13 protein-coding genes are annotated in these 24,255 nt (G+C 72.1%); 10 read left to right on the top strand and 3 right to left on the bottom strand.

The window, feature by feature from the left end; genetic code table 11:
- Nucleotides 1-4: 4 nt before the first annotated feature.
- From ACWGJ2_RS19420 to ACWGJ2_RS19400, 5 genes are all read left to right on the top strand, one after another.
- A complete protein-coding gene (locus ACWGJ2_RS19420) occupies nt 5-520 on the top strand; it encodes a type II toxin-antitoxin system RatA family toxin (protein ID WP_453347353.1) in 516 nt (171 codons plus the stop codon).
- A 1-nt stretch (nt 521) separates the two neighbouring features.
- Nucleotides 522-1,040 carry a flavin reductase family protein gene (locus ACWGJ2_RS19415; protein WP_453347352.1) on the top strand — a complete coding sequence of 173 codons (519 nt, stop codon included), beginning with the start codon at nt 522-524 and terminating at the stop codon, nt 1,038-1,040.
- Between the two features lie 117 nt (nt 1,041-1,157).
- Nucleotides 1,158-2,084 (top strand): SDR family oxidoreductase, encoded by a 927-nt coding sequence (locus ACWGJ2_RS19410; protein ID WP_453347351.1) that lies wholly within the window; start codon nt 1,158-1,160, stop codon nt 2,082-2,084.
- Nucleotides 2,081-2,731: a sterol desaturase family protein gene (locus ACWGJ2_RS19405; protein ID WP_453347350.1), complete on the top strand. Its 651-nt coding sequence runs from the start codon at nt 2,081-2,083 to the stop codon at nt 2,729-2,731. The genes ACWGJ2_RS19410 and ACWGJ2_RS19405 overlap by 4 nt, the downstream gene beginning before the upstream one ends.
- Entirely contained in the window at nt 2,728-3,900 is a 1,173-nt protein-coding gene (locus ACWGJ2_RS19400) for a nitric oxide synthase oxygenase (RefSeq protein WP_453347349.1), read from the top strand. The genes ACWGJ2_RS19405 and ACWGJ2_RS19400 overlap by 4 nt, the downstream gene beginning before the upstream one ends.
- Before the next feature lie 180 nt (nt 3,901-4,080).
- On the opposite strand, the gene argG is transcribed toward ACWGJ2_RS19400, so the two are convergent.
- Nucleotides 4,081-5,532, bottom strand: coding sequence for an argininosuccinate synthase (gene argG, locus ACWGJ2_RS19395; RefSeq protein ID WP_453347348.1), 1,452 nt, complete (start codon nt 5,530-5,532; stop codon nt 4,081-4,083).
- A 168-nt stretch (nt 5,533-5,700) separates the two neighbouring features.
- The gene (locus ACWGJ2_RS19390) at nt 5,701-7,806 is read right to left on the bottom strand and encodes a glutamate--cysteine ligase (RefSeq protein WP_453347347.1); all 2,106 of its coding nucleotides are present in this window, start codon (nt 7,804-7,806) and stop codon (nt 5,701-5,703) included.
- A gap of 217 nt (nt 7,807-8,023) precedes the next feature.
- On the opposite strand from ACWGJ2_RS19390, the gene ACWGJ2_RS19385 reads away from it, so the two are divergent.
- Entirely contained in the window at nt 8,024-8,716 is a 693-nt protein-coding gene (locus ACWGJ2_RS19385; protein WP_453347346.1) for a hypothetical protein, read from the top strand.
- Nucleotides 8,717-8,793: 77 nt separating this feature from the next.
- On the opposite strand, the gene ACWGJ2_RS19380 is transcribed toward ACWGJ2_RS19385, so the two are convergent.
- Nucleotides 8,794-9,333, bottom strand: a complete 540-nt coding sequence (locus ACWGJ2_RS19380; protein WP_453347345.1) for a cupin domain-containing protein — start codon at nt 9,331-9,333, stop codon at nt 8,794-8,796.
- Between the two features lie 161 nt (nt 9,334-9,494).
- Between ACWGJ2_RS19380 and ACWGJ2_RS19375 the strand changes: the two genes are divergently transcribed.
- The 4 genes from ACWGJ2_RS19375 to ACWGJ2_RS19360 all read left to right on the top strand — a co-directional run bounded on the left by ACWGJ2_RS19375 (nt 9,495) and on the right by ACWGJ2_RS19360 (nt 24,206).
- Nucleotides 9,495-9,968, top strand: a complete 474-nt coding sequence (locus ACWGJ2_RS19375; RefSeq protein WP_453347344.1) for an NUDIX hydrolase — start codon at nt 9,495-9,497, stop codon at nt 9,966-9,968.
- A gap of 317 nt (nt 9,969-10,285) precedes the next feature.
- Nucleotides 10,286-12,610 (top strand): beta-L-arabinofuranosidase domain-containing protein, encoded by a 2,325-nt coding sequence (locus tag ACWGJ2_RS19370; protein ID WP_453347343.1) that lies wholly within the window; start codon nt 10,286-10,288, stop codon nt 12,608-12,610.
- Between the two features lie 644 nt (nt 12,611-13,254).
- Nucleotides 13,255-14,142: a sterol desaturase family protein gene (locus ACWGJ2_RS19365; protein WP_453347342.1), complete on the top strand. Its 888-nt coding sequence runs from the start codon at nt 13,255-13,257 to the stop codon at nt 14,140-14,142.
- A 578-nt stretch (nt 14,143-14,720) separates the two neighbouring features.
- Nucleotides 14,721-24,206 (top strand): non-ribosomal peptide synthetase/type I polyketide synthase, encoded by a 9,486-nt coding sequence (locus tag ACWGJ2_RS19360; RefSeq protein ID WP_453347341.1) that lies wholly within the window; start codon nt 14,721-14,723, stop codon nt 24,204-24,206.
- Nucleotides 24,207-24,255: the final 49 nt, after the last annotated feature.

The raw sequence follows: 24,255 nt of genomic DNA, 5'->3' as shown, positions 1-24,255 counted from the left end.
GCCCATGCCCAGCGTGACACTGAAGGCGTTCGTGCCCGGCGCCGGTCCGGCCGAGGTCTTCACCCGGCTCGCGGACTTCTCCGCCTACCCCCGCTACACCGCCACCGTGCGGGAGGTGACCGTCACGGAGCTGTCCGACGGGGCAGTCGCCTCGCACTGGACGGTCGACTTCCGCAACGGCGTGCTGTGCTGGTCCGAGCGCGACCGCGTCGACCCGGACACGCTCACCATCGGATTCACCCAGACCGAGGGCGACTTCGAACGGTTCGAGGGCACATGGCGGGTGGCCGCGGCCGGGGCGGACGACGACCCGTGTGTGCGGGTGGACTTCACCGCCACCTTCGATCTCGGCATGCCGAGTCTGGCGTCGATACTCGATCCGGTCGCCCGTCAGGCACTCTCCGAGAGCATCGGCCTGATCCTGCGCGGCCTGTTCGGCAGGCACACCACCGTCACCGAGACCGTCGACGCCACGGACGCCGGGCCCGTCGGCGCTCCCCTCCCCGCGACGGGTGGGTGACATGGAGCGTCCGGCCCTCGCACCACCCGTCGCGCCGGCCGAGGGGCAGGTGTCCGCGCGGCAGTTCCGGGACGCCTTCGCCCAGCTCCCCGCCGGGGTCAGCGTCCTGACCACCTACGCGCCCGAGGGGCCCTGCGGGATGACGGCCAGCGCCGTGTGCTCGCTCTCCCGGGACCCTCCGCTCGCCCTGGCGGCGCTGGCGAACGACAGCCGCACCCTGGCCCGTATCCGTGTCCACGGCGTCTTCGGCATCAACGTGCTGCGCGCCCGGGACGCGGCGGTCGCCGACCTGTTCGCGCGTCCCGCGCCCGACCCGGCGCACCGCTTCGACGGGCTGCCGCACGAACCCGTCGCCTCGGTGCCCGTCCTGTGCGGGGCGCTGGTGTGGCTGGCCTGCGAGGTCGTGGGGCTGTACCCGGGAGGCGACCACACCATCCTCACGGGGCTGGTGCGCGCCGCCGGGCAGCGCCCCGGTGTGCCGCTGGTGTGGCACCGGCGCCGCTACACCTCGCCCGCGTGACCACGCCCCTTTTCCCACACCACACACCACACCTCACCACCACCGGCCGCTGCCGCCGCCCCGTCCCAACGGACCGTCGTCCGACCGAACCGTCCGACCCACCTCTCAGGAGAACCCGTGTTCCTCAACCTCACCGGCAAGGTCGTCGCCATCACCGGCGGCAGCCGCGGCATCGGCCTGGCCACGGCCGTGGCCTTCCGCGCCCACGGCGCGCACGTCGCCATCGGCGCCCGCGATCTGGACCACGCCCGCACCGTCGGCGAACGGATCGGTGTGAGCGTCTACGCGCTCGACGTCACCCGGCCCGCCGATGTGCGGCGCTTCTTCGAGGACGTCGAGGCCGTGCACGGCCCCATCGACATCTTCGTCAACAATGCGGGCGAGATGCTGGTCGGCCGCTTCGAGGCGGAGTCCGACGAGGCCACCCGCCACCAGCTCGACGTCAATCTGCTCGGCACCGCGCACGGTATGAAGGCCGCACTGCCCGCCATGCGGCGTCGCGGCCGGGGGCACATCATCAACATGGTCTCGGCCGTGGGCATGATCGGACTGCCCGGCTGCGCCACCTACTCGGCCGCCAAGCACGGGGTGACGGGCCTGTCCGAGAGCGTACGGGGCGAACTGCGGGGCTCCGGCGTGCACTTGTCGATCGTGCTGCCGATCCCGGCCGCCACGAAGCTGACCTCGGGCGTCGGCAAGGGCCGCTTCGTGCCGATGCTCACGCCCGTCGACATCGCCGGCCGGGTCGTGAGCACAGCGCGCCGCCCGCGCCGTTACGCGGTGTACGTACCGGGCTGGACCAACTCGCTCACCCGGCTGCTCCTGCTCGTGCCACAGAACCTGCGGGACGTGCTGGGCCGCTTCCTCAAGGCCGACCAACTGCTGCGCACCACCGACGCCGACGCGCGCCGCGCCTACGAGCAGCGTGTCTTCGGCCCCGGCACGGCCCCGGCGGCCCCCTCGCGCGCCACGGCCCTCCCCGGGAAGAGCACCGCGCGCGACGTCGCCGCGCGCACCGCCACGCAGGACAGGACCAGCGCATGAGCACCGTGCCCGCGTCCGGCAAGGGCGCCGTCAGGCGCGGGCGGGCACCGGCCGAGTTCGCCCACCCGGTGCTGGACCGTCTCGTGCACGTACACCCCGGTGTGGCCGTCCTGCTGTACGTCCCGGTCATGGCGGTGTGCGTGTACGGCGCGCGCGGGCAGGGCGGCGCATGGGCCCTGACGGGCTGGGCGGCGGCCGGGTACGCGGTGTGGACGCTGTCCGAGTACTGGGGGCACCGGCTGGTGCTGCACCACGAGCCCGAGCGCGGCATCGGGGCACGGCTGCACTGGCTGCTGCACGGCATCCACCACGCCTATCCGCAGGACGTGCGCCGCTCCGTCCTCAGCCCCGTGCTGAGCGTGCCGATGGTCGGCGGCGCCCTCCTCCTGGGGTGCGGTGCCGCCTCGCTGCCGCTGACCTTCGGCGCGGGCTACGCGTTCGGCTACCTCGCCTACGACCTCTTCCACCTCTGTCTGCACCAGGCGGGCCCCAGGAACCGGCTGCTGCGTCATCTGCGCAGGCTCCATATGCGCCACCACTTCCGCGACGACACCCGCGGGTTCGGCATCTCCGCGCCGTACTGGGACACCGTCTTCGGCACCTCGCTGGTACGCGGACGTCGCGCCGGTGCGGGAGAGTCCCGGTGAACACCGCGCACGGCACGCACGGCGGGGACGGCACGCACGGCGGGGGCGGTGTCCCCGTCACCGACCGGGAGGAGGCCGAGGAGTTCCTGCGGCAGTTCCACGCCGAGCGGCCCGGGCAGGCCACTCCCCTGGCACGGCGCCTGGCCGAGGTCCGCGCCGCCATCGGCGAAACCGGCACCTACCGGCACACCGGGGCCGAGCTGGAATTCGGGGCACGTGTCGCCTGGCGCAACTCCAGCCGCTGCATCGGCCGCCTGTACTGGAACAGCCTGCGCGTCCTGGACCGGCGCGCGGCCACCGGCGCCGAACAGATCCACCGGCATCTGTGCGACCACCTGGTCATCGCCACCAACGGGGGCCGTATCCGGCCCGTCATCTCGGTCTTCGCACCCGAAGCGCCCGGGCGGCCGGCGCCCCGTCTGTGGAACGACCAGCTCATCCGCTACGCGGGCCACCGCCATGAGGACGGCACCGTCACCGGCGACCCCGCGCTCGCGGACTTCACCGACGCCGTGCGGCGCCTGGGCTGGCAGCCGCCGGGCACACCCTTCGACATCCTGCCGCTGGTCATCGACCTCCCCGAGGACAAGCCCCAGCTGTTCGACGTGCCCCGCCGGCTGGTGCGCGAGGTGCCCCTCGCGCATCCGCGCTTCCCGCAGCTCACGGCGCTGGGGCTGCGCTGGTACGCCGTACCGGCCATCTCCCACATGCGGCTGCGGATCGGCGGCGTCGACTACCCCCTCGCGCCGTTCAACGGCTGGTACATGGGCACCGAGATCGGCGCCCGCAACCTCGTCGACACCGACCGCTACGACCTGCTCCCGGTCATCGCCCGGTGCCTCGGCCTGGACACCGGAAGCGAGGCCACCCTGTGGCGCGACCGGGCCCTGGTGGAGCTGAACATCGCGGTCCTGCACTCGTTCCACAGCGCGGGTGTCAGGATCACCGACCACCACACCGAGTCGCGGCACTTCCTGGCCCACCTGGCCCAGGAGGAGCGCCACGGCCGCACCGTACCGGCCGACTGGAGCTGGATCGTGCCGCCCGTCTCGGGCGGCGCCACCCCCGTCTTCCACCGCTACTACGACGAAGCGGAGCTGCTCCCGAACTTCTGCCTGGACGCGGACGCGGCGGCCCGCGCACAGGGCCGGTGCCCCCACGCGGGCTGAGCGGCCGACCGCGCGGGTCCTCGTGACAGGCACCGACGGCACGGGCCGCCGTGCCCCTGAAACGTCGAACGTCGCCAGGGGCACGGCGGCCCGTGCGTGCCGGAGCCGGAGAGCGCGGCCGTCGGCCTCCAGCCGTCGGCGTCGGACGTCACCGTCAGCCGTCCCCGTCAGACACAGCCGTCAGTCGTTGCCGGACTCCATCGCGGCGCGGTCGAGCAGTTCGTCGTCGCCGCCGCGGGCGGCCTCGCCGCGGGAGGCGATGGCCTCGGCGCCGCCCTCCGGCATGGTGCCGATGAGCCCCGTCGAGGCGGCCTGGGCCGCGCCGATGGCGGGGTTCGCGGTCCCGATCAGGCCGAGTCCGGCGTACTGCTCCAGCTTGGCGCGCGAGTCGGCGATGTCGAGGTTGCGCATGGTGAGCTGGCCGATGCGGTCCACCGGGCCGAACGCCGAGTCCTCGGTGCGCTCCATCGAGAGCTTGTCCGGGTGGTAGCTGAAGGCCGGGCCCGTGGTGTCGAGGATCGAGTAGTCCTCGCCGCGCCGCAGCCGCAGCGTCACCTCGCCGGTGACCGCGGCGCCGACCCAGCGCTGGATCGACTCGCGCACCATCAGCGCCTGCGGGTCCAGCCAGCGGCCCTCGTACATCAGACGGCCGAGGCGCCGCCCCTCGTTGTGGTACTGGGCGAGGGTGTCCTCGTTGTGGATCGCGTTGACCAGCCGCTCGTACGCCACGTGCAGCAGCGCCATGCCGGGCGCCTCGTAGATGCCGCGGCTCTTGGCCTCGATGATCCGGTTCTCGATCTGGTCCGACATGCCCATGCCGTGACGGCCGCCGATGGCGTTCGCCTCCATCACCAGGTCGACCGGGGTGGCGAACTCCTTGCCGTTGATCGTCACCGGGCGGCCCTGGTCGAAGCCGATGGTCACGTCCTCGGCGGCGATCTCGACGGAGGGGTCCCAGAACCGCACGCCCATGATCGGCTCGACGGTCTCGACGCCGGTGTCCAGGTGCTCCAGGGTCTTGGCCTCGTGGGTGGCGCCCCAGATGTTGGCGTCGGTGGAGTACGCCTTCTCGGTGCTGTCGCGGTAGGGGAGGCCGTGGGCCAGCAGCCACTCCGACATCTCCTTGCGGCCGCCCAGCTCGGTCACGAAGTCGGCGTCGAGCCAGGGCTTGTAGATCCGCAGGTGCGGGTTGGCCAGCAGGCCGTAGCGGTAGAACCGCTCGATGTCGTTGCCCTTGAACGTCGATCCGTCGCCCCAGATCTGCACGTCGTCCTCGAGCATCGCGCGGACCAGCAGGGTGCCGGTGACGGCGCGGCCCAGCGGCGTCGTGTTGAAGTAGGAGCGCCCGCCCGAGCGGATGTGGAACGCGCCGCAGGTGAGGGCGGCCAGCCCCTCCTCGACCAGCGCCGCGCGGCAGTCGACCAGGCGCGCGATCTCGGCACCGTACGCCGACGCACGCCCCGGCACCGACGCGATGTCGGGCTCGTCGTACTGACCGATGTCGGCGGTGTAGGTGCACGGGACAGCACCCTTGTCGCGCATCCACGCGACCGCGACGGAGGTGTCGAGGCCGCCGGAGAAGGCAATGCCGACGCGCTCGCCGGTGGGCAGGGAGGTGAGAACCTTAGACATAGGAAGAGTATGCGTCATCTCGCATTGTCATGCAATGCGGCTGCCGTGACGGACCGCGACGGCCCCGTCCCCGCCCGTACGGTACGGGGCGGAGCGGAGCCGTACGGTACGGGGCCGGACGGGGCCGGACGGGGCCGGACGGGGTCGGGCCGGACCGGGCCGGGCGGGTCAGGCGTGGGCGACGACGATCAGGTTGGGGGAAGCGTCCTCGTAGGGGGTGCCGTCCCAGTCGCCGTGGCACGTCGTCCGCGCGAACCCGGCCTCCCGGCACAGCTCGCCGAACTCCTCGGGAGTGTAGATCCGCACGTCGTAGGGGGTCATGGGGAACTCGGCGCCGGTGTCGTCGACGATGGCCCACTGGCCGAACTCGCGCCGCGTGCCGTCGTCCAGGTGGCGGCGCGAGACCAGGGTCCGGCCACTGGAGAGCCGGCGGCGCTCCTCGGCGGGGATGCGGCCGTCACGGAGCGCCGGCGCTGTGACCATCGTGTGCATCAGGAACCGCCCGCCGGGCTTCAGCGACTGACGGAAGTGCCGCAGGACGGCCAGGTCCTCCTCGGGGGTGAAGAACCCGAAGGAGTAGAACATGTTGATCACGGCGTCGACGGGCTCCAGGGGCGGCAGTTCCCGCATGTCCCCTTCGAGGAAGCGCACCGCCGTCCCGGCCCGCGCCGCGCTCCGCCGGGCCGCCTCCAGGAAGCCGGGGTTGATGTCGACGCCGACCACGTCCACACCCCGGGCCGCCAGCTCGACGCTGTGCCGCCCGTATCCGCACGGGCAGTCCAGCACGCGCGCGCCGGGCGCCAGGCCGCACAGGCGCATGACGCCGTCGACCTCGGCGCACGTACGGTCGTCCACGCGCGACGTGCCCGCGAAGAACGTCCGCAGCGAGTCGTCCGCCTCCTTGTAGAGGTCGCCGAAGAAGCCCGCCTCCGGGCGCCACCAGTCCTCGGTCCGCCGACCGCCCGTACCGGTTCCCGCTGTCGATTCCGTCATGATCCGCTCCGTTCCTGTCGCACTGTTCCTCGCTCCGGGGCCCACGGGCCCGGATCCGGCCCCGGCTCCGGCGCCCACGGGTGCGGGCACCGGCCCCGCCGCTCCCCTGCTCGACGCGTTCCGCTTCCGCCCCGGCGCCGGGCCCGTGCCGACGGGGGGCGGGAGCGGCCGGGAGCCGGTGGTACGGGCGACGAGGTCGGCGACCACGTCGGGCAGGTGCCCCCGCCGCGCGTACACGGCCCTGCGGCGCTCCGCACCGCCGTGCCCGGCCGCCAGAGCGCGCACGACGGTGCTCACGGCGGCCAGTTCCCCGTATCCGTCGAGCACGGGGCGCACGTGGGCCAGCAGCCGCCGGGCCAGCTCTGCGACGGGCAGGAGCCCTCCGCCGAGCGGCTCAAGACCGTGCCCCGAGCAGCCGTCGCGGGCCGCACGCCAGTAGGCGGCGCGCAGCACTTCCTGGTCCACGCGCGGCCCGGGATCGCCGCGCCGCACCCGCTCCAGGGCTTCGGCCACCAGGGCCCGCACCAGGGCCGCGAACGCGGTGGTCTCCGCGATTCCGGCGTTGACGTCCATCACGCGGATCTCGACGGTGGGCAGGTGGCGGCAGGGCCGCACGTCCCAGAACACGTTGTGCTCGTCGAGCGCCGCGCCGCTGTCGAGCAGGCGCGCCACGAGGCGGTCGTAGTGGTCGACGCCGTCGAAGTACGGAGGCGGTCCGGCAGCGGGCCAGCGGCCCAGGGCGACGGTGCGCCAGCTCGCGTAACCGGTGTCGCGGCCCGCCCAGTACGGGGAGTTCGCCGCGAGCGCGGCCAGCGTCGGCAGCCAGGGCCGCAGATGGTTGCTCACCAGCACCGCTTCCGCGCGGCCCGGCACCCGCACATGCGTCTGGAGCGCGGAGAAGGCGAAGTCGTCCTGAAGGGCCCGGTACTCCCGGGCACCGGCGTCGTAGCGGGGGTCCTCGCGCAGCGGCACGGGTTCGCGCCCGCCCAGGACCGGGGTGCCCGACGCCACGATCCGCAGCCCCTCCCCGGCGGCCGCGGCCGCCACGCCCGCGCGCATCCGCACCAGGTGGTCACCGAGTTCGCGCAGCCCGTGGCAGGGCGGCGTCTTGGCCTCGATCTGGTAGGCGGTGAACTCGCCCGAGACCTGGCCGCTCAGGGACTCCTCGACCCGTGCCAGCACCCGCGGGGCCGAGGCCCGCACGCCGCCGTCGCGCGCGTCGACGAGGAAGAACTCCTCCTCCACGCCCAGCGTCGGCGCCGTCTCCCCGGTCGTCGGCATGCGTGCCCCGTCCGTCCCGTTCCCTTCGACCGCGAGCGGTCCGGATCCTCGTCCGTTCCCACCGTCGCCGCGGGGTGCGCGGGGCGCCACACGAGGCGGTGCGCCGGTGCGCCGGGCGGGTGAGCGCCCTTCGCACACCCCGCTGCCGGGTGCCCGCATCCACGCCAGGTATCTTGACCGTTGAGATATTGCTGGACGACGCGAGGAGGCGTACGGGATGGTCTCGCTGATATTCGCCCTGCTCGCCGCCGCGCAACTGGGGCTTGCCGTGGCGGCGGTGCGGTACTGGCGGCGGGCCCCGGGGTGGCTGACCGTCGTCCCGGCCCTGGTGAGCGCGGCGCTGGTCTGGGACAACGGCGTGATCGCCCTGGGGGACCCGCTGGGCGCTGGACCGCTGCTGGAGACGCTGAGCGTCCCCCGTTTCGTGCTGCACGCCCTGCTGACGCCCCTGCTGGTCCTCTGGGCGCTGGCGGCAGCGGACCACGCGGGGGTCAGCGGTGCGCGCCGTGGACCGGTGCGCGCCGTGGCCACCGCCCTCACCGCCCTGCTGATCGCCGCGGGTGTCCACCACGACATCCTCGGCCTGACGCTGCGCGCCGAACGCTGGGGAGGAGCGCTGCGCTACGTCAACGACTCGACGTCACCGGTCGGCCCGCTGCCCGCCGTCCTCACCGGGCTGATCGTCCTCGCCGCCGGCATCGTGCTGTGGCGGCGTACGGGTTTCGGCCGGCTCGCCCTCACCTCGGCGGTGATGGTCGTGGCCTCCGGGGCCGCGGCGCGGGTGCCCCCGCTCGGCAACGCGGCGGAGGTCGTCCTGATCACGGGAGTGCTGCTCACCGTCCGCGCGTTCCTGCCCCGGCCCGGCGCGCGGGACCGCGTGGCGGGCGATGGCTCCGCGCTCGCCCCCTGACCGTCGCTTGCCATGGGCCCGACGGCGCCCGTACGTTCCGTCGGCCGCTGGACACACCGGCACACCGGCACACCCGCTCAGGGCAGTACCGGGCCGTCCGGGAGGTCGGCGGGGGTCGTGCCCGGCGGGCCCAGGAGGACGTCGCCGAGTTCCTCGGCCACCGCGCCGAACAGTTCCGCGTCCAGCTCGGTGTCTCCGGTGGCGAGGCGCAACGGGGTGCCCGCACGGGCGACGAGTTCGGCGAAGCCCGCGGGCGAGGAGATGTTGAGGGCACGGGCACCCTCCCCCTCCGCCTTGATGGCGTGCGGGGTGTGCAGCGGAATGGTGCAGAAGTCGCCCGAGCGCAGCGTTGTCCGCTCCTTGCCCGCCCACACTGTCAGCGCGCCGGAGACCACCCAGAGCCGCTCCTCGTACCGCGTGTGCAGATGCAGCGGGGTGGCGGCGCCCGCGGGCATGAAGGAGTCCGTCACGTCGTGCCGCCCCTCGGTCTCCTCGGCCGACGTGAGGATGGAGACGCGCAGTTCCTGACCGAGCACGTACTGACGCTCCGCGCGGCCCGGGTGTTCCGTGCGGCCCGGGTGCTCCGGGTCGTCCGACTGGATGGCGAAATAGCTCACTGACCGTCCTCCGAGGCCAACTGCCCGGCTCTGTACGGCAGTTGGCCGGGCACGCGCGTGCGGTCGGGCACAGACGTGCGCCGACAGGAAGCAGCAGCCTATGCCGAAATCCGGTATCCGGGGCCCGGATGCCGGGGTACGGTCCTGCGGGAGGTGCGCGGATGAGTTTCCGGCTGGCGGCGTACGCCGTGTGCATTGAGGACGGGCGGGTCCTGCTCGCCCGTCACGTCTCCGCCGCCGGCGAGTCCAACTGGACCCTGCCCGGCGGCAGGGTCGAGCACGGCGAGGACCCCTTCGACGCGGTGATCCGCGAGGTGGCCGAGGAGACCGGCTGCGACGCGGTGGTGGAGCGCCTGCTGGGCGTGGACTCAAGGGTGATCCCCTCGGCCGAACGCACCGTCCCCGGCGGGCCTGAGCACCAGAACGTCGGCATCTTCTACCAGGTCCGTATCACCGGTGGCCTCCTGCGGCCCGAGCCGGACGGCGAGATCGCCGAGTCGGTGTGGACCCCGGTCCCCGATGCCGCCCGCCTGCACCGGTCCTCGCTCGTCGACGTCGGCCTCGCCCTGGCCCGGACCCGCCCGCCGACGGGCCACGTCGCACCCGTTCCCGTCGGCGGCCTGATCCGGCACTGACAGTCCGCGCCCGATGGCCCGACGCCGACGGTCCCGGCGCCGACGGTTCCGGCGCGGAGTCCTGCGCCGACGCACCGTCAACTTCACCCCCACCGCCCCCGGTCCACCCCCGTCCACCCCGGCCGCCCCGGTCCACCGACAAGCGTTGACGCCTCATGGCGGCGCCGCTATCGTTCCGGCGACATAACGAACAGCGTCCGATATCTCGAACGCATGGAGAACCTGAGCGGACCGCCCCTCCCCGCCCCTCCGCCGGGACACACCACGCTCCCCCGTGCACGAAGGCCCGGCCTCCCCGTCGCAGAAAGGGCCGCACGATGTCCTCCTCCGTCAGCAGACGCCGTCTCCTCCAGATCGCCGGAGCCACGGCCGTCGCCTCCACCGCCGGGCCCCTGGCCGCCGCTTCTCCCGCCCGCGCCGCCGTGCTTCCCCCCGCCAGGCCCGACATCGGCGTGTCCGCGCACCCCTTCGCGTTCGGCCAGGTCCGGCTGACCGCGAGCAGGTGGCTGGACAACGAGAACCGCACCCGCAGCTATCTGCGGTTCGTCGACACCGACCGGCTGCTCTACAACTTCCGCGCCAACCACCGGCTCTCCACCAAGGGCGCTGCCGCCACGGGTGGCTGGGACGCGCCCACCTTCCCCTTCCGCACCCATGTCCAGGGCCACTTCCTCACGGCCTGGGCGCAGTCGTACGCGGTCACAGGGGACACCGTCTGCCGGGACAAGGCCCTCTACATGGTCGCGGAGCTGGCCAAGTGCCAGGCCAACAACAGCGCCGCCGGGTTCAGCGCCGGATACCTCTCGGGATACCCCGAGTCGGAGTTCACCGCGCTCGAACAGCGGACGCTCACCAACGGCAACGTGCCGTACTACACCGTCCACAAGACCCTCGCCGGTCTGCTGGACGTGTGGCGGCTGCTCGGCAGCACCCAGGCACGCGACGTGCTGCTGGCCCTGGCCGGGTGGGTCGACTGGCGCACCGGGCGGCTGAGCGGCCAGCAGACGCAGGCCATGCTGGAGACCGAGTTCGGCGGCATGAACGCCGTGCTGACGGACCTCTGCCAGCAGACCGGCGACACACGGTGGCTCGCCGTCGCCCGGCGCTTCGACCACGCCGCCGTCTTCGACCCCCTGGCCGCCGGCCAGGACCGGCTCAGCGGGCTGCACGCCAACACCCAGGTGCCGAAGTGGATCGGCGCTGCACGCGAGTACAAGGCCACGGGGACCACCCGCTACCGGGACATCGCCACCCACGCCTGGGACATCTGCGTCGGCACACACACCTACGCGATCGGCGGAAACAGCCAGGCGGAGCACTTCCGCGCGCCGAACGCCATCGCCGCGTATCTGCACAAGGACACGTGCGAGAGCTGCAACACCTTCAACATGCTCAGCCTCACCCGCGAGCTGTTCGCACTGACCCCGGACAGGGCCGCCCTGTTCGACTTCTACGAGCGGGCGTGGCTCAACCAGATGATCGGCCAGCAGAACCCGGCCGACGGCCACGGCCACGTCACCTACTTCACCCCCCTCGCACCGGGGTCCCGGCGCGGTGTGGGCCCGGCATGGGGCGGCGGCACATGGAGCACCGACTACGGAACCTTCTGGTGCTGCCAGGGCACCGGCCTGGAGATGCACACCAGGCTGATGGACTCCGTCTACTTCCGCGACGGCGACGACAGCACCCTGACCGTGAACCTGTTCGTGCCCTCCGTCCTCGACTGGTCGCAGCGCGGGATCACGGTCACCCAGACCACGTCGTTCCCGGTCGGCGACACCACGACGCTGAAGGTCACCGGCGACGCGGGCGGCACATGGGCGATGCGCGTCCGCATCCCGGGCTGGACCTCAGGAGCCACCGTCAGCGTCAACGGTGTGGCACAGAACATCGCCACCACGCCGGGCAGTTACGCGAAGCTGACCCGCTCCTGGTCCCCGGGCGACACGGTCACCGTCCGTCTGCCCATGCGGGTCGTCCTGCACGCCGCCAACGACGATCCGGACGTCGCCGCCGTCACCTACGGCCCGACAGTCCTGTCCGGTGACTACGGAAACAGCGCGCTCGGCTCCCTCCCCTCGCTGAACACCGCCTCGATCCGGCGGACCGGCGACTCCTCCCTCGCCTTCACCGCCACCGCCAACGGCTCCTCCGTCGGACTGGGCCCGTTCCACGAGGCGCACGGCCACAACTACACCGTCTACTGGCGCATCGGCGGCACCGATCGCGTCCGCCTCGTCAACGTGGGCAGCGGCCTCGTGCTGGGCATCCAGGACATGTCCACGGCCGACGGGGGCCGGGCCCTCCAGTGGCACGACTCCGGCACCGCCGACCACGGCTGGGAGGTGATCGACGACGCGGGCGCGGTCCGGTTCCGCAACGCGCACAGCGGCAAGGTGCTCGGCGTGCGGGACATGTCCACAGCGGACAACGCGGCCGTCCTCCAGTGGTCCGACAACGGCACAGCCGACCACCGGTGGACACTGCTCGACCAGGGGGACGGCACCTGCGTGATCCGCAACGCGCACAGCGGCAAGCCGCTCGGCATCGAGAACCACTCCGCCGCCGTCGGCGCCTTCGCGGTCCAGGACTCGGACAACGGCACAGCCGACAACCGGTGGCGCATCGTGGCGGACCAGTGAACATCGGCGGGGACGGCGACGGCGTCCCCGCCGACCCGCCTGCCCGCCCGCGTTCCGCCAGCCGTCACCCCGCCTTGGCGGAAAACCGGCAGCCGCACGGGCTGGAACCGGACGGAATTACCACTTCCCCTTGCCGGTGAACGGGCTGCTTATTGGCCACACCGGACTTTCCTGTCTCAATTCGCGCGACGTTTCCGACAACAGCACCGCCGAGTAGCCGCATCTTCACGTCAGTTTCCCTGCCATGGGATACCCCGTCGGCCAAAACGGCGTTCCAGCACATCGCGAAGCCTCACCCTCACTCGCGTCCGAAAATATTCCTCTCGTAACTGGACATCGGGTGACGTGCATTTGAGGCAACAGAGGAAGCAGTGCCGGATGAGCCTACAGCACCTGAAGTGGAATTCGACGGAGACCAAGGGGAAATGATCGCGCCGGCCTGCCGCCTCCTGCGGGTGGGAGGGGAGCCGGTACCGCGCAGAAGAAGGATTTCCGGAAACACTCCGCGCCATCAGCAGACCGGAAAGGGTTCATTGATATCTGGACAAATGCGCGATCACCGAAGGGACACCCTCCCCTCACCTTTCACCCAACCGCTAGCATCGTCGAAGTTCTCATTCGCAGTGAGCTGTGGAGGGCGCATTATGCATGGGCAGCTCCGAACCGCGCTTCGGCATGTCGCATACCCTGTCATGCTGTTCACGCTTGCTTCGGTGTCCGTGGCGGCTCTGCACCTGCGCTGGGATCTCGGCATGGTGAGTGTGTTCTTCCTGCTCGGCGTCGTCGGCGGCCTGTCGCTGCTCGAACGACTGATTCCGTATGAACCCGAGTGGTCGCCGAGTGCGTCCGAGTGGGGTGCGTACAGTGTGTACTTCGTGCTGACGATGTTCGGCGGGGCCGTGGCCCAGCTTCCCGTGGCGACAGTCGTCGGCTGGGTGGCACCCGTACATCCCGCGCTGCCGCTCTGGGCGGAGATTCCCGCGGCACTGCTGCTCGGCTCGCTGGCCAATTATCTGATCCACCGCTGGTGCCACACCAATCGCCGGCTCTGGCGACTGCACGGCGTGCACCACGTACCCGCCAAGGTGAACGTCGGCAACAACGCGGTCAACCACGTCGTCGACGTCATACTCACCCAGGGCGTCGTCCAGTTGACGCTCGCGCTGACCGGATTCTCGGCGCAAGCGGTCTTCGTGGTGGGCTTGTTCGTGATCGTGCAGGGCTATTTCGTGCACGCCAACATCGATGTCCGGATCGGTGTGCTCAACCATGTTTTCGCCGGTCCGGAGTTGCACCGGCTGCACCACAGCATCGATCTCTCGGAGGCCGGGCACTACGGTTCCGACCTCTCCCTCTGGGACCACGTCTTCGGCAGCTTCACCTGGCGGCCCGGCCGGAAGCCGGTGGCGGTAGGTCTCCAGTATCCCGCCGACTTCCCCCGTACCGGTGCGGTAGTGGCCAGTCACCTTCAGGCATGGCGCCGCACGGAACGAGTCGACAGCGCACAACCCCGGCCACGCCAGCCGGTCTGACCGGCGTCCCGCTCCGATCCGCCGTCCCGCTCCGATCCGCGCGATCCCACCAGTTCGGCCACCCCGGCTTGCCCCGGCCCAGAACCGGTCGACCACCCCTGTGCGACCGTCCGCCGTGCCGCCTTCCACCGGTCACCACCCCGGACCGGCCCTGTCGGCGCCGTCCCCGCCCAGCACCAGCGGACCGCTCCGCCCCGGCGGCTCCGGCCCGGCCCCGTCACGCCCGCACCACCCGCGTCCCCGCACGCCCCTGCCTCCGGCTCTCGTCTCCCGGCCGGTCCGGTTTCCGCCCTGTCCACAGCACAGCACTCCGGTGGACACCGCCAAGCCGTCCCCGGCCGACCGGCCGACCGGCCGACCGGCCGACCGGCCGACCGATCAGCCGACCAGCCGGAGTGACCCGGGCCGTGGCACGCGGCGCGACAGCGGCCGTTCACCGGTCGAGCCGTCGCGGGGTTCCGGGCCGGCACGCCTTCCGCTCCTGACCCACGGCACCCGCATGACACCCGTCCCCAGAGTCCCTGGGCCCCCGCTCCATCGAATGGCCAGGGCACCTCCCCGAAAGGCAGGACTCGACCATGACGGACTTATGCTCTGCCTGCTCCCCCGGAGCACTCTCCGCCGGAGCGACTTCCCGCGTCCCCGTTCCCGCCGGTGACGGGGAGAAGATCGCCATCATCGGGATCGGCTGCCGGCTGCCGGGCGGCGCCTGCGACCACCGGTCGTTCTGGCGGAACCTGGTCGACGGCAAGGACTGCATCACGCCGACCCCGCCCAGCCGGTACGACGTGGCCACCCTGGGCAGCAGGCACAAGGCCAAGCCGGGCCGGCTGGTCGGTGGCCGCGGCGGCTACATCGAGGGCTTCGACGAATTCGATCCGTCCTTCTTCGGCATCAGCGGCCGAGAGGCCGACCACATGGACCCGCAGCAGCGGAAACTGCTGGAAGTGTCCTGGGAGGCGCTGGAGGACGGCGGGCAGATACCCGCCGAGCTGGCGGGCCGCGAGGTCGGCGTCTACATCGGCGCGTTCACCCTGGACTACAAGATCCTCCAGTTCTCCGACCTCTCCTTCGAGAGCCTCGCCGCGCACACCGCCACCGGCACCATGATGACGATGGTGTCGAACCGTCTCTCGCACTGCTTCGACTTCCGTGGCCCCAGCGTCTCCCTGGACACCGCCTGTAGTTCCTCCCTCGTCGCCGTCCACTTCGCCACCCAGAGCCTGCTCCGCGGCGAGACCGAACTCGCGCTGGCCGGCGGCACGCTGCTGCACATCGCGCCGCAGTACACCATCGCCGAGACCAAGGGGGGTTTCCTCTCCCCGCAGGGCCGCTCACGCACCTTCGACGCCGCGGCCGACGGCTACGTCCGGGCCGAGGGTGTCGCCGTGGTCGCGCTCAAACGGCTCTCCGACGCGCTGCGCGACGGCGACCCGGTCCACGCCGTCGTCATCGGCAGCGGCGTCAACCAGGACGGCCGCACCAACGGCATCACCGTGCCCAACCCGGAAGCCCAGGTGTCCCTGATCGAGCGGGTCTGCGCGGAGGCCGGCATCGCCCCCGGCAGCCTCCAGTACGTCGAGGCACACGGCACGTCCACTCCGGTCGGCGACCCGGTCGAAGCCAACGCACTGGCCAAGGCGCTGGCGATCGGCCGCCGTCCCGGAGACAAGTGCTACGTCGGCTCGGTCAAGACCAACATCGGGCACACCGAGTCGGCCTCCGGGCTGGCCGGGCTCATCAAGACCGCCCTGGCACTCAAGCACCGCGTCATACCGCCGCACATCAACCTGGAGCGCCTCAATCCGGCGATCGACCCCGCCACCCTGCCCTACGACATCCCCGCCGAGCCCACCCGCTGGCCGGCGCACGAGGGGCCCGCGCGGGCCGGGGTCAACTCCTTCGGCTTCGGAGGTACGAACGCCCACGTCCTCCTGGAAGCCGCCCCCGAGGTGCCTCCCGAGGTGCGCTCCGAGGTCCTCGCCGAAGTCCCCACCGAGACGGCGGGCGAGTCGGCGGACGGGCCGGTGACCGGGCAGCCCGCCGGTTGCACCATCCTGCCGCTCACCGCCCGCGATCCCGCCGCGCTGCCCGAGCTGGCGGCCGGCATCCAGGCCGAACTGGCCGGAGTCCACGACGGCGCCCCCGTCAGCCTGTCCGACCTCGGCCACACCCTGGCCCACCGCCGCCAGCACCACGACGCCCGGCTCTCGGTGGTCTACGACTCCCGCGCGTCGCTGGACGAGGCCCTCTCCGCCTATCTGCGCGGCGAGCCGCACCCCCGTGTCCTCACCGGCCACCGCCGCGAACCGCGACACCGCGCCCTGGCCTGGGTCTTCACCGGCATGGGCCCGCAGTGGTGGGCGATGGGCCGCCGGCTCTTCGCCACGGAACCGGTCTACCGCGAGGCCGTCGAGCGCTGCGCCGGACATCTCGCCGAACTCACCGACTGGTCGCTGCTGGACGAACTGGCCGCCGACGAGGCGCACTCCCGGATGGCCGAGACCTGGCTCGCCCAGCCCGCCAACTTCGCCCTCCAGGTCGGACTGGCGGCTCTCTGGCGAAGCCGCGGCGTCCGCCCGGATGCCATCGTCGGCCACAGTACCGGCGAGGTCGCCGCCTTCTACGAGGCAGGCGTCTACGACCTGGCCGACGCGCTCAAGGTGGTGCTGCACCGCAGCCGCCTCCAGCAGAAGCTGGCAGGCAGCGGCGGCATGCTCGCCGTCGCCCTCCCCGAGGAAGAGGCCCACCGCAGGATTCGCCCGTACGGGGGCGCGGTCTCGGTCGCCGCGGTCAACAGTGCCGCTTCCCTCACCCTGGCCGGGGACGAGAAGGCGCTGGCCGAGCTCGCCTCCTCGCTCACCGGCGCGCGGGTCTTCGCCCGCCCGCTGAGCGTCGACGTGCCGTACCACAGCGCCCAGATGGATCTCGTCAAGGACGAGCTGCTGGAGTCGCTCGCGGACCTCGCTCCCCGCCCGGCCCGGGTGCCGCTCTACCTCACCGGCCGCGAAGGCACCGCACACGGCACCGAGCTGGACGCGGAGTACTGGTGGCAGAACGTCCGTAACACCGTCCGCTTCCGGCAGGCGGTGGAGCGGCTGGCCGACGACGGGTACGGCCTCTTCCTGGAGATCGGCCCGCACCCGGTGCTGGGCCGCTCGGTCCAGGAAGTGGTGGAGGAGCGCCTGGGCGACACCGGGCGTCCCGAGGTGCTCACCTTGCCGTCGATCCGCCGTCAGGAGGACGAGCAGGTCACCTTCGCCACCTCACTGGCAGCGCTCCACGGTCTCGGTACCGAGGTCGACTGGTCGGTCCTCCAGCCCGCCGGACGGCCCGTCCCCCTGCCCCGCTACCCGTTCAAGCGTGACCGGCACTGGGTCGAGCCCCGGCCGGTCGCACAGATCCGGCAGGGCCGGACCGACCATCCGCTGCTCGGCCGCAGACTGGTCAGCGCCGAACCTGCCTGGGAGGCGCGGCTGGACGCCGAGGCGCTGCCGTATCTGGACGACCACCGCATCCAGGGGCAGGTCCTCTTTCCCGCCGCTGGATATCTGGAGATGGCGGTCCAGGCGGTCCGCTCGCTGACGGGCGGCACCGACGCCACTCTCACCGACATCGAACTGCGCAAGGCGCTCTACCTGCCCGACCAGGAGAGCCGCAGGGTCCACCTCACCCTCTCAGCCGATCACGGCGGCTTCACCGTTTCCACCCTCACCGGCGAAGGTGCCGGAGGCACCGTCCACACCTCCGGTGCGGTCCGTCCCGGCCAGCGGCGCCGCCCGGGACGCCCGCTGGACATCGCGACGATCCGCGGCAGGGCCGCCCGTCATCTGTCGGGGTCCGACTGCTACGCCGGGCTGGCGGCCCTCGGATACCACTACGGCCCGGCGTTCCAGGGCATCGACGAGGTGTGGATCGGCCCCGGCGAGGCGCTGGCCAGGGTGCGGCCGGCGTCGGCGGTCGCCGGGCAGGGCGCGGACCACCAGGTCCACCCGGTGGTGATGGACGCCTTCTTCCAGACGCTGCTGACGCCGCAACTGCTCGGCCCCGCCGACCCGGCGACGCACGGCATCAGGCTGCCGCTGAGCATCGCGGAGGTCCGGCTGGAGGCGACCGGCGACCGGCCGCTCTGGGCACACGCCACGGTCACCCACGACGGCGGGACGGAGCTGGTGGGCGACATCGCCGTCCACGACGAGCACGGTGTGCCGCTCGGCGGGATCACCGGTTTCCGGGCCGCCGACATCGAGCAGGCCGCCACCACCGTCGGCCTCAGTACCATCGACGGCTGGCTCACCGAACCCGTCTGGAGCGAGCTGCCGGAGGCGCCCGGACCCAGCGCTCCACCGGTCGAGCACCCCGACCGGTGGCTGCTGTTCGCCGACGGCCAGGGCGTCGCCGACGCGCTGGCCGCCCGTATCACCGCGCGCGGCGGAAGCTGCCACCTGGTCCGGCCCGGCACCGGCTACCGGACCGTCACCGAGGGCCGTGAGTCCGTCGTCGACCCCGGCTCCACCACCGACCTGGAGCGCCTGCTCACGGACCGGCGAACAGCGGGAGCCCCCGATCCGGCCGCCGTCGTCCATCTCTGGAACCTCGACCGGCCCGTGCTGGACACGGCCGACCGCGCCGCGGTGACCGGCCACACAGGCACCGGTGCCTACAGCCTGGTCGCGCTCGCCGCGCTGCTGCCCGTCGAACTGCCCGGCAGCAGGCTGCACATCGTCACCCGCGCTGCGCAGGCCACCGACCCCGCCGAGCCCGTCGAACCGCTCGGCGCCCCCGCCTGGGGCATCGGCCGAGTGCTCCGCCACCAGGAACTGCCCGGACACCCCGGGAAGCTGGTGGACCTCGGCCCCGCCGCGGCGTCCGCCGACGAGGAGGCGGAGGCGTTGCTGCGCGAGTTCACGCTCGCCGACGAGGACGAGATCGCCCTGCGCGCGGGGCGGCGGCTGGCCATGCGTCTCCGCCCCGCCCAGGGCCTGAGCCGCCCGCTGCCCCCCAGCCTCCGTCCGGACGGGGCCTACCTGGTGACCGGCGCGTTCGGCGCGCTCGGGCGTGTGCTCTGCCGCACTCTGGTCCGGCGCGGCGCCCGTCGGCTGATCCTGGCCGGGCGCAGCCCCATGCCCCCGCGGGAGCGATGGCGCGACCTCGCCCCGGAGAGCCCCGCGGGGCGGAGGGCCGCCTACCTGCGCGAACTGGAGGCGCTCGGCGCGGAGCCGATCCTGGCGACACTGGACGTCACCGACGAGTCCGCGCTCGCCGACTGGCTGGCCGAGTACCGGAAGCTCGGCCGGCCGCCGGTCCGCGGTGTCTTCCACCTGGCCGGACAGGTACGCGACACCCTCGTGCCCGAGCTGGACCGGGAAGTGTTCGATACCGTCTGCGCACCCAAGCTGCTCGGCGCACTCGCCCTGCACCGGCACCTGGCCGCGGAACCGCTCGACCACTTCGTGCTCTTCGCCTCGATCGCCTCGCTGCTCACCACGGCGGGCCAGACCAACTACGCCGCCGGGAACGCCTTCCTGGACGCGCTGGCCCATCACCGGCGGGCCCTCGGCCTGCCCGCGCTCAGCCTGGACTGGGGTCCCTGGGCCACCGGGATGATCGAGGAACTCGGTCTGATCGACCACTACCGGAACAACCGCGGCATGTCCTCCCTCGCACCCGGGACGGGCATGGCCGTGCTGGAGCGGGTGCTCGGCCAGGACCGCGCCCAACTGCTGGTCGCCACCGTGGCCGACTGGCCGGTCTTCCTCTCCTGGTACCCGGCTCCGCCGCCGCTGGTCTCCGAGCTGGCCGCCGCCGCACGGGAACAGGCCCCGGCGGCCGCCGGGCAGAGCAGCCTGCTGGAAGCCCTGCGGACGGCCGGCCAGGACGAGCGGCTGACGCTGCTCACCGAGCGGTTCACCGGGCTGGCCGCGACCGTGCTCCGGGTGCCCCACGAACAGCTCGTCCCGGCCACCGGGCTCGGTGATCTCGGTATGGACTCGCTGCTCGCGATGGAGCTGCGCGCCCGCCTGAACACCGAACTGGGCACCACGCTTCCGGTGGTGTCGCTGCTGAGCAACACCTCGGTGGGCGATCTGGTCGACCAGCTCCACGCTGTGCTGGCCGAGCTGCTCGACGAGGACGGCGCCGGATCCGGCGCGGCCGAGATCGAGCGGTACGAGGACGCGTCGGTGTATCCGCTGACGCACAATCAGAAGGCGCTGTGGTTCCTCAAGCAGCTCAACCCGGACGGCTTCGCCTACAACATCGGCGGCGCGGTCGAGGTACGGGTGGAGCTGAACCCCGAGCTGATGGCCGACGCCTTCCGGGCGATGGTCGAACGGCACCCCAGTCTGCGGGCGAACTTCATGTTCGACGGCGATCAGGTCGTCCAGCGGATCTCCGCCGACGCGGAGCCGGACTTCGAGGTCTTCGACGTCGCGCATCTGGGCTGGGACGAGATCCGCACGATGCTCGTGCGGGAGTACCGCAGGCCGTACGACCTGGAGCGCGATCCGCTGGTGCGGTTCCGGCTCTTCCGGCGCGGGCCCGCGCGCTGGGTGCTCATGAAGGGCGTCCACCACATCATCTCGGACGCGATCTCCACCTTCACCTTCATCGAGGAACTGCTCGCCGTCTACGAGGGGCTGTGCCAGGGCCGGGCGCCGGAGCTTCCCCCGGTCACCGCGCGCTACGTGGACTTCCTCAACCGGCAGAACGAGTTCCTGGCCGGCCGTGAGGCGCAGAAGGCCCTGGAGTACTGGCGTACACACCTTCCGGCCGAGATACCGGCCCTCGGCCTCCCCACCGACAAACCGCGCCCGGCCGTCCAGACCCACAACGGTGCCTCGGAGTTCTTCGCGCTCGACGAGGAGACCAGTGCCCGGGTGCGTGCGCTGGCCCGCGAGCACAACGTCACCGTCTTCGTGGTCCTGCTCAGCGCCTACTACCTGCTGCTGCACGCATACTCCGGACAGGACGACATCATCGTCGGCAGCCCGGTGACGGGCCGCACCGACGAGGAGTTCGCCGGAGTCTACGGCTACTTCGTCAACCCGCTGCCGCTGCACGTCTCGCTGGCGGGCGAGCCGGCCGTGCCGGAGCTGCTGGACCGGGTGCGGGCCACCGTGCTGGGCGGCCTGGACAACCAGGAGTACCCCTTCGTGCTGCTGGTGGAGGAGCTCGGCCTGCACCACGACCCCAGCCGCTCCGCCGTCTTCCAGGCCATGTTCATCCTGCTCCATCACAAGGTGGCCACCGAGAAGTACGGCTACCACCTCGACTACATCGAACTCCCCGAGGAGGAGGGGCAGTTCGACCTCACCCTGTCCGCCTACGAGGACGAGAAGGAGCAGCGCTTCCACTGCGTCCTCAAGTACAACACCGACCTCTTCCTCCCCGGGACCGTGACCCGGCTGGCGGGCCACTACGTCCGCCTGCTGGCGGCGCTGACGGAGACCGGCCCCGGGCAGCCGGCCACCGGGCTGGAGCTGCTCGGCCCCGAGGATCGTGCCCTGGTGCTCCAGCAGTGGAGCGGCGCCGGGCGGCGGGTGGTGCCCGACGGTCCGGTGCACGAGCTGATCCTGCGTGCCGCGGAGGCCCGTCCCGACGCGACCGCGGTCGTCGCACCGGGTGAGTCGGGCGAGTCGGGCCCGGCGGAGCGGCTCACCTACGGCGAGCTGGCCGAGCGCTCCGGGCGGGCCGCCGCCCGGCTCAGCGCGCTGGGAGCCGGGCCCGGCTCGGTGGTGGCCGTCTGCCTGGAGAAGTCTCCGGCACTCGTCGTCACCCTGCTGGCGATCCTCCGTACCGGCGGCGCTTACCTGCCGCTCGATCCCACCCACCCGACGGGCCGCCTGGCGTCGATGGTCGAGCATGCCGGTGCCGCACTGCTGGTCGCCGACGACGCCGAACGGCTCGGCCGGTTGCCCGCACGGCTGGTCACCACCACCGAACTAGACGGTCCCGCACGCGAGTTCACCGGGCCGCGGGTCGGCCCCGACGACCCGGCCTACGTCATCCACACCTCGGGCTCCACCGGCCGCCCCAAGGCCGTGTGCGTCGGTCACGGCAACCTCGCCTCGGTCTACGAGGCATGGCGGACCGAGTACCGGCTGGACACCGATGCCCGGGTGCATCTCCAGATGGCCGGCCTCGCGTTCGACGTCTTCACCGGGGACCTGGTCCGCGCCCTGTGCTCGGGCGGGACGCTCGTGCTGGTGGGCCGCGAACTGCTGTTCCACACCGCCCGGCTCTACGAGGTGATGCTCACCGAACGGGTCGACGCCGCCGAGTTCGTCCCGGCCGTGGCGCGGACGGTCGTCGGCCACTGCGAGCGGGCGGGGCTCCGGCTGGAGTTCATGCGGCTGCTGGTGGTCGGCTCGGACGCGTGGAAGGTCGAGGAGCACGAGCGGCTGCGCGCCCTCTGCGGTCCGGAGACCAGGCTGGTCAACTCCTACGGCGTCACCGAGGCCACCATCGACAGCGCCTACTTCGAGGGCCCGACGGACGGTCTGGAGCCCGGCCGGATGGTCCCGGTCGGACGGCCGTTCCCCAACAGCGTCTGTTACGTCCTGGACCGGCACGGCCGGGTGGTGCCGCCCGGAGTGACCGGGGAGCTGTGGATCGGCGGTTCCGGAGTGGCGCTCGGCTATGTCGGAGCCGAGGAGCGGACCGCGGCCCGCTTCGCCACCCTGCCACTCGGCGGGACCGGCGGGACCGGCGGGGCCAGCGGCGGCGAACCGGTCCGGGCCTACCGCACCGGCGATCTCGCCCGGTGGGACGCCGAGGGAAGGATCCATCTGGTGGGCAGGGCCGACTCGCAGATCAAGGTGCGCGGTCACCGGATCGAGCTGGGCGAGATCGAGACCCGGCTCGCCGAACACCCCGGCATCGACCAGGCCGTGGTGATCGTGCGGACGGACGGCGGCGGCGAGAACGTGCTCTGTGCCTACTGTGTTCCGGCCCCCGGCCAGACGTGGGAACGCCGCGGGCTCCGCCTGCACCTGGCCGGTCATCTGCCGACCTTCATGATCCCGGCGCACTTCACCGAGGTGGACTCGCTGCCGCTCACGGCCAACGGCAAGGTGGACGCCGACGCGCTGCCCGCGCCCCGGGCCGACGACGACGAGCCCGCCGATCCGCCCGTCACCTTTTACGAGACCCGGATGGCCGAGCACTGGCGGACTCTGCTGGGTGTCGAGGAGCCGGGGCTCCAGCACGACTTCTTCGAGTGCGGCGGCAGCTCGATCAAGCTCATCGAACTGATCCACGCCCTACAGGGCGAGTTCCACGTCACCATCCCGGTCAGCGGGCTGTTCAAGGCCACCACCCTGCACGGGATGGCGCGCACGGTCGAGCACATCGCCACCGGCCGGACTGAAGGGGCCCAGCCCTACCTCTGCTTCCACCAGGAGCGGCGGCAGAGCCTCTTCTGCTTCCCGCCGGCCGGCGGTCACGGCCTGGTCTACCGCGAGTTCGCGGCCCATCTGACGGAGTACCGGACGGTCGCCTTCAACTACGTCATGGGGGACGACAAGGTCTCCCGGTACGCCGATCTGACGGAGTCCCTCCAGCCTGAAGGCCCATGTGCTCTGCTGGGCTACTCCCTCGGCGGCAACCTCGCCTTCGAAGTGGCCAAGGAACTGGAGCGGCGCGGCCGGACGGTGTCCCATGTGGTGATCGTCGACTCGTTCCGGATCCCGGAGCCGTTCCCCCTCACCGACGAGCACGTCCGGGCCTTCGAAGAGGAGCTGGCCGGGCACCTGAAGCGGCACACGGGCTCGGAGACCGTCGCCGAGGAGACGCGGGACCAGGCGCGTGACTACCTGCGGTTCGCCAGCCGGACCCCCAACCACGGGACGGTCGCCGCCGCGCTGAGCGTGTTGTCCGAGGACGGCAAGACGGCCCTGTACGAGTCCGGGCAGCACGGCACCTGGCACGGGAGTTCGGTCACCGGGACGACGGTGGTCAGGGGCTTCGGCACCCACGCCGAGATGCTCGACCGCGAATACGCCGCCCGCAACGCCGGTCTCGCCCGGTCCGTCCTCACCGCCGTCGCCACCCCCGTCTCCTGAGACCGCACAGCCCTGCGCGAGCAACGACAAATCCAAGGTCGAAAGGCCC

The sequence above is a fragment of the Streptomyces sp. NPDC054796 genome, from assembly GCF_053611545.1.
The sequence above is the reverse complement of the archived record's forward strand: the minus strand, read 5'-3'. Positions and strand labels throughout refer to the sequence as shown.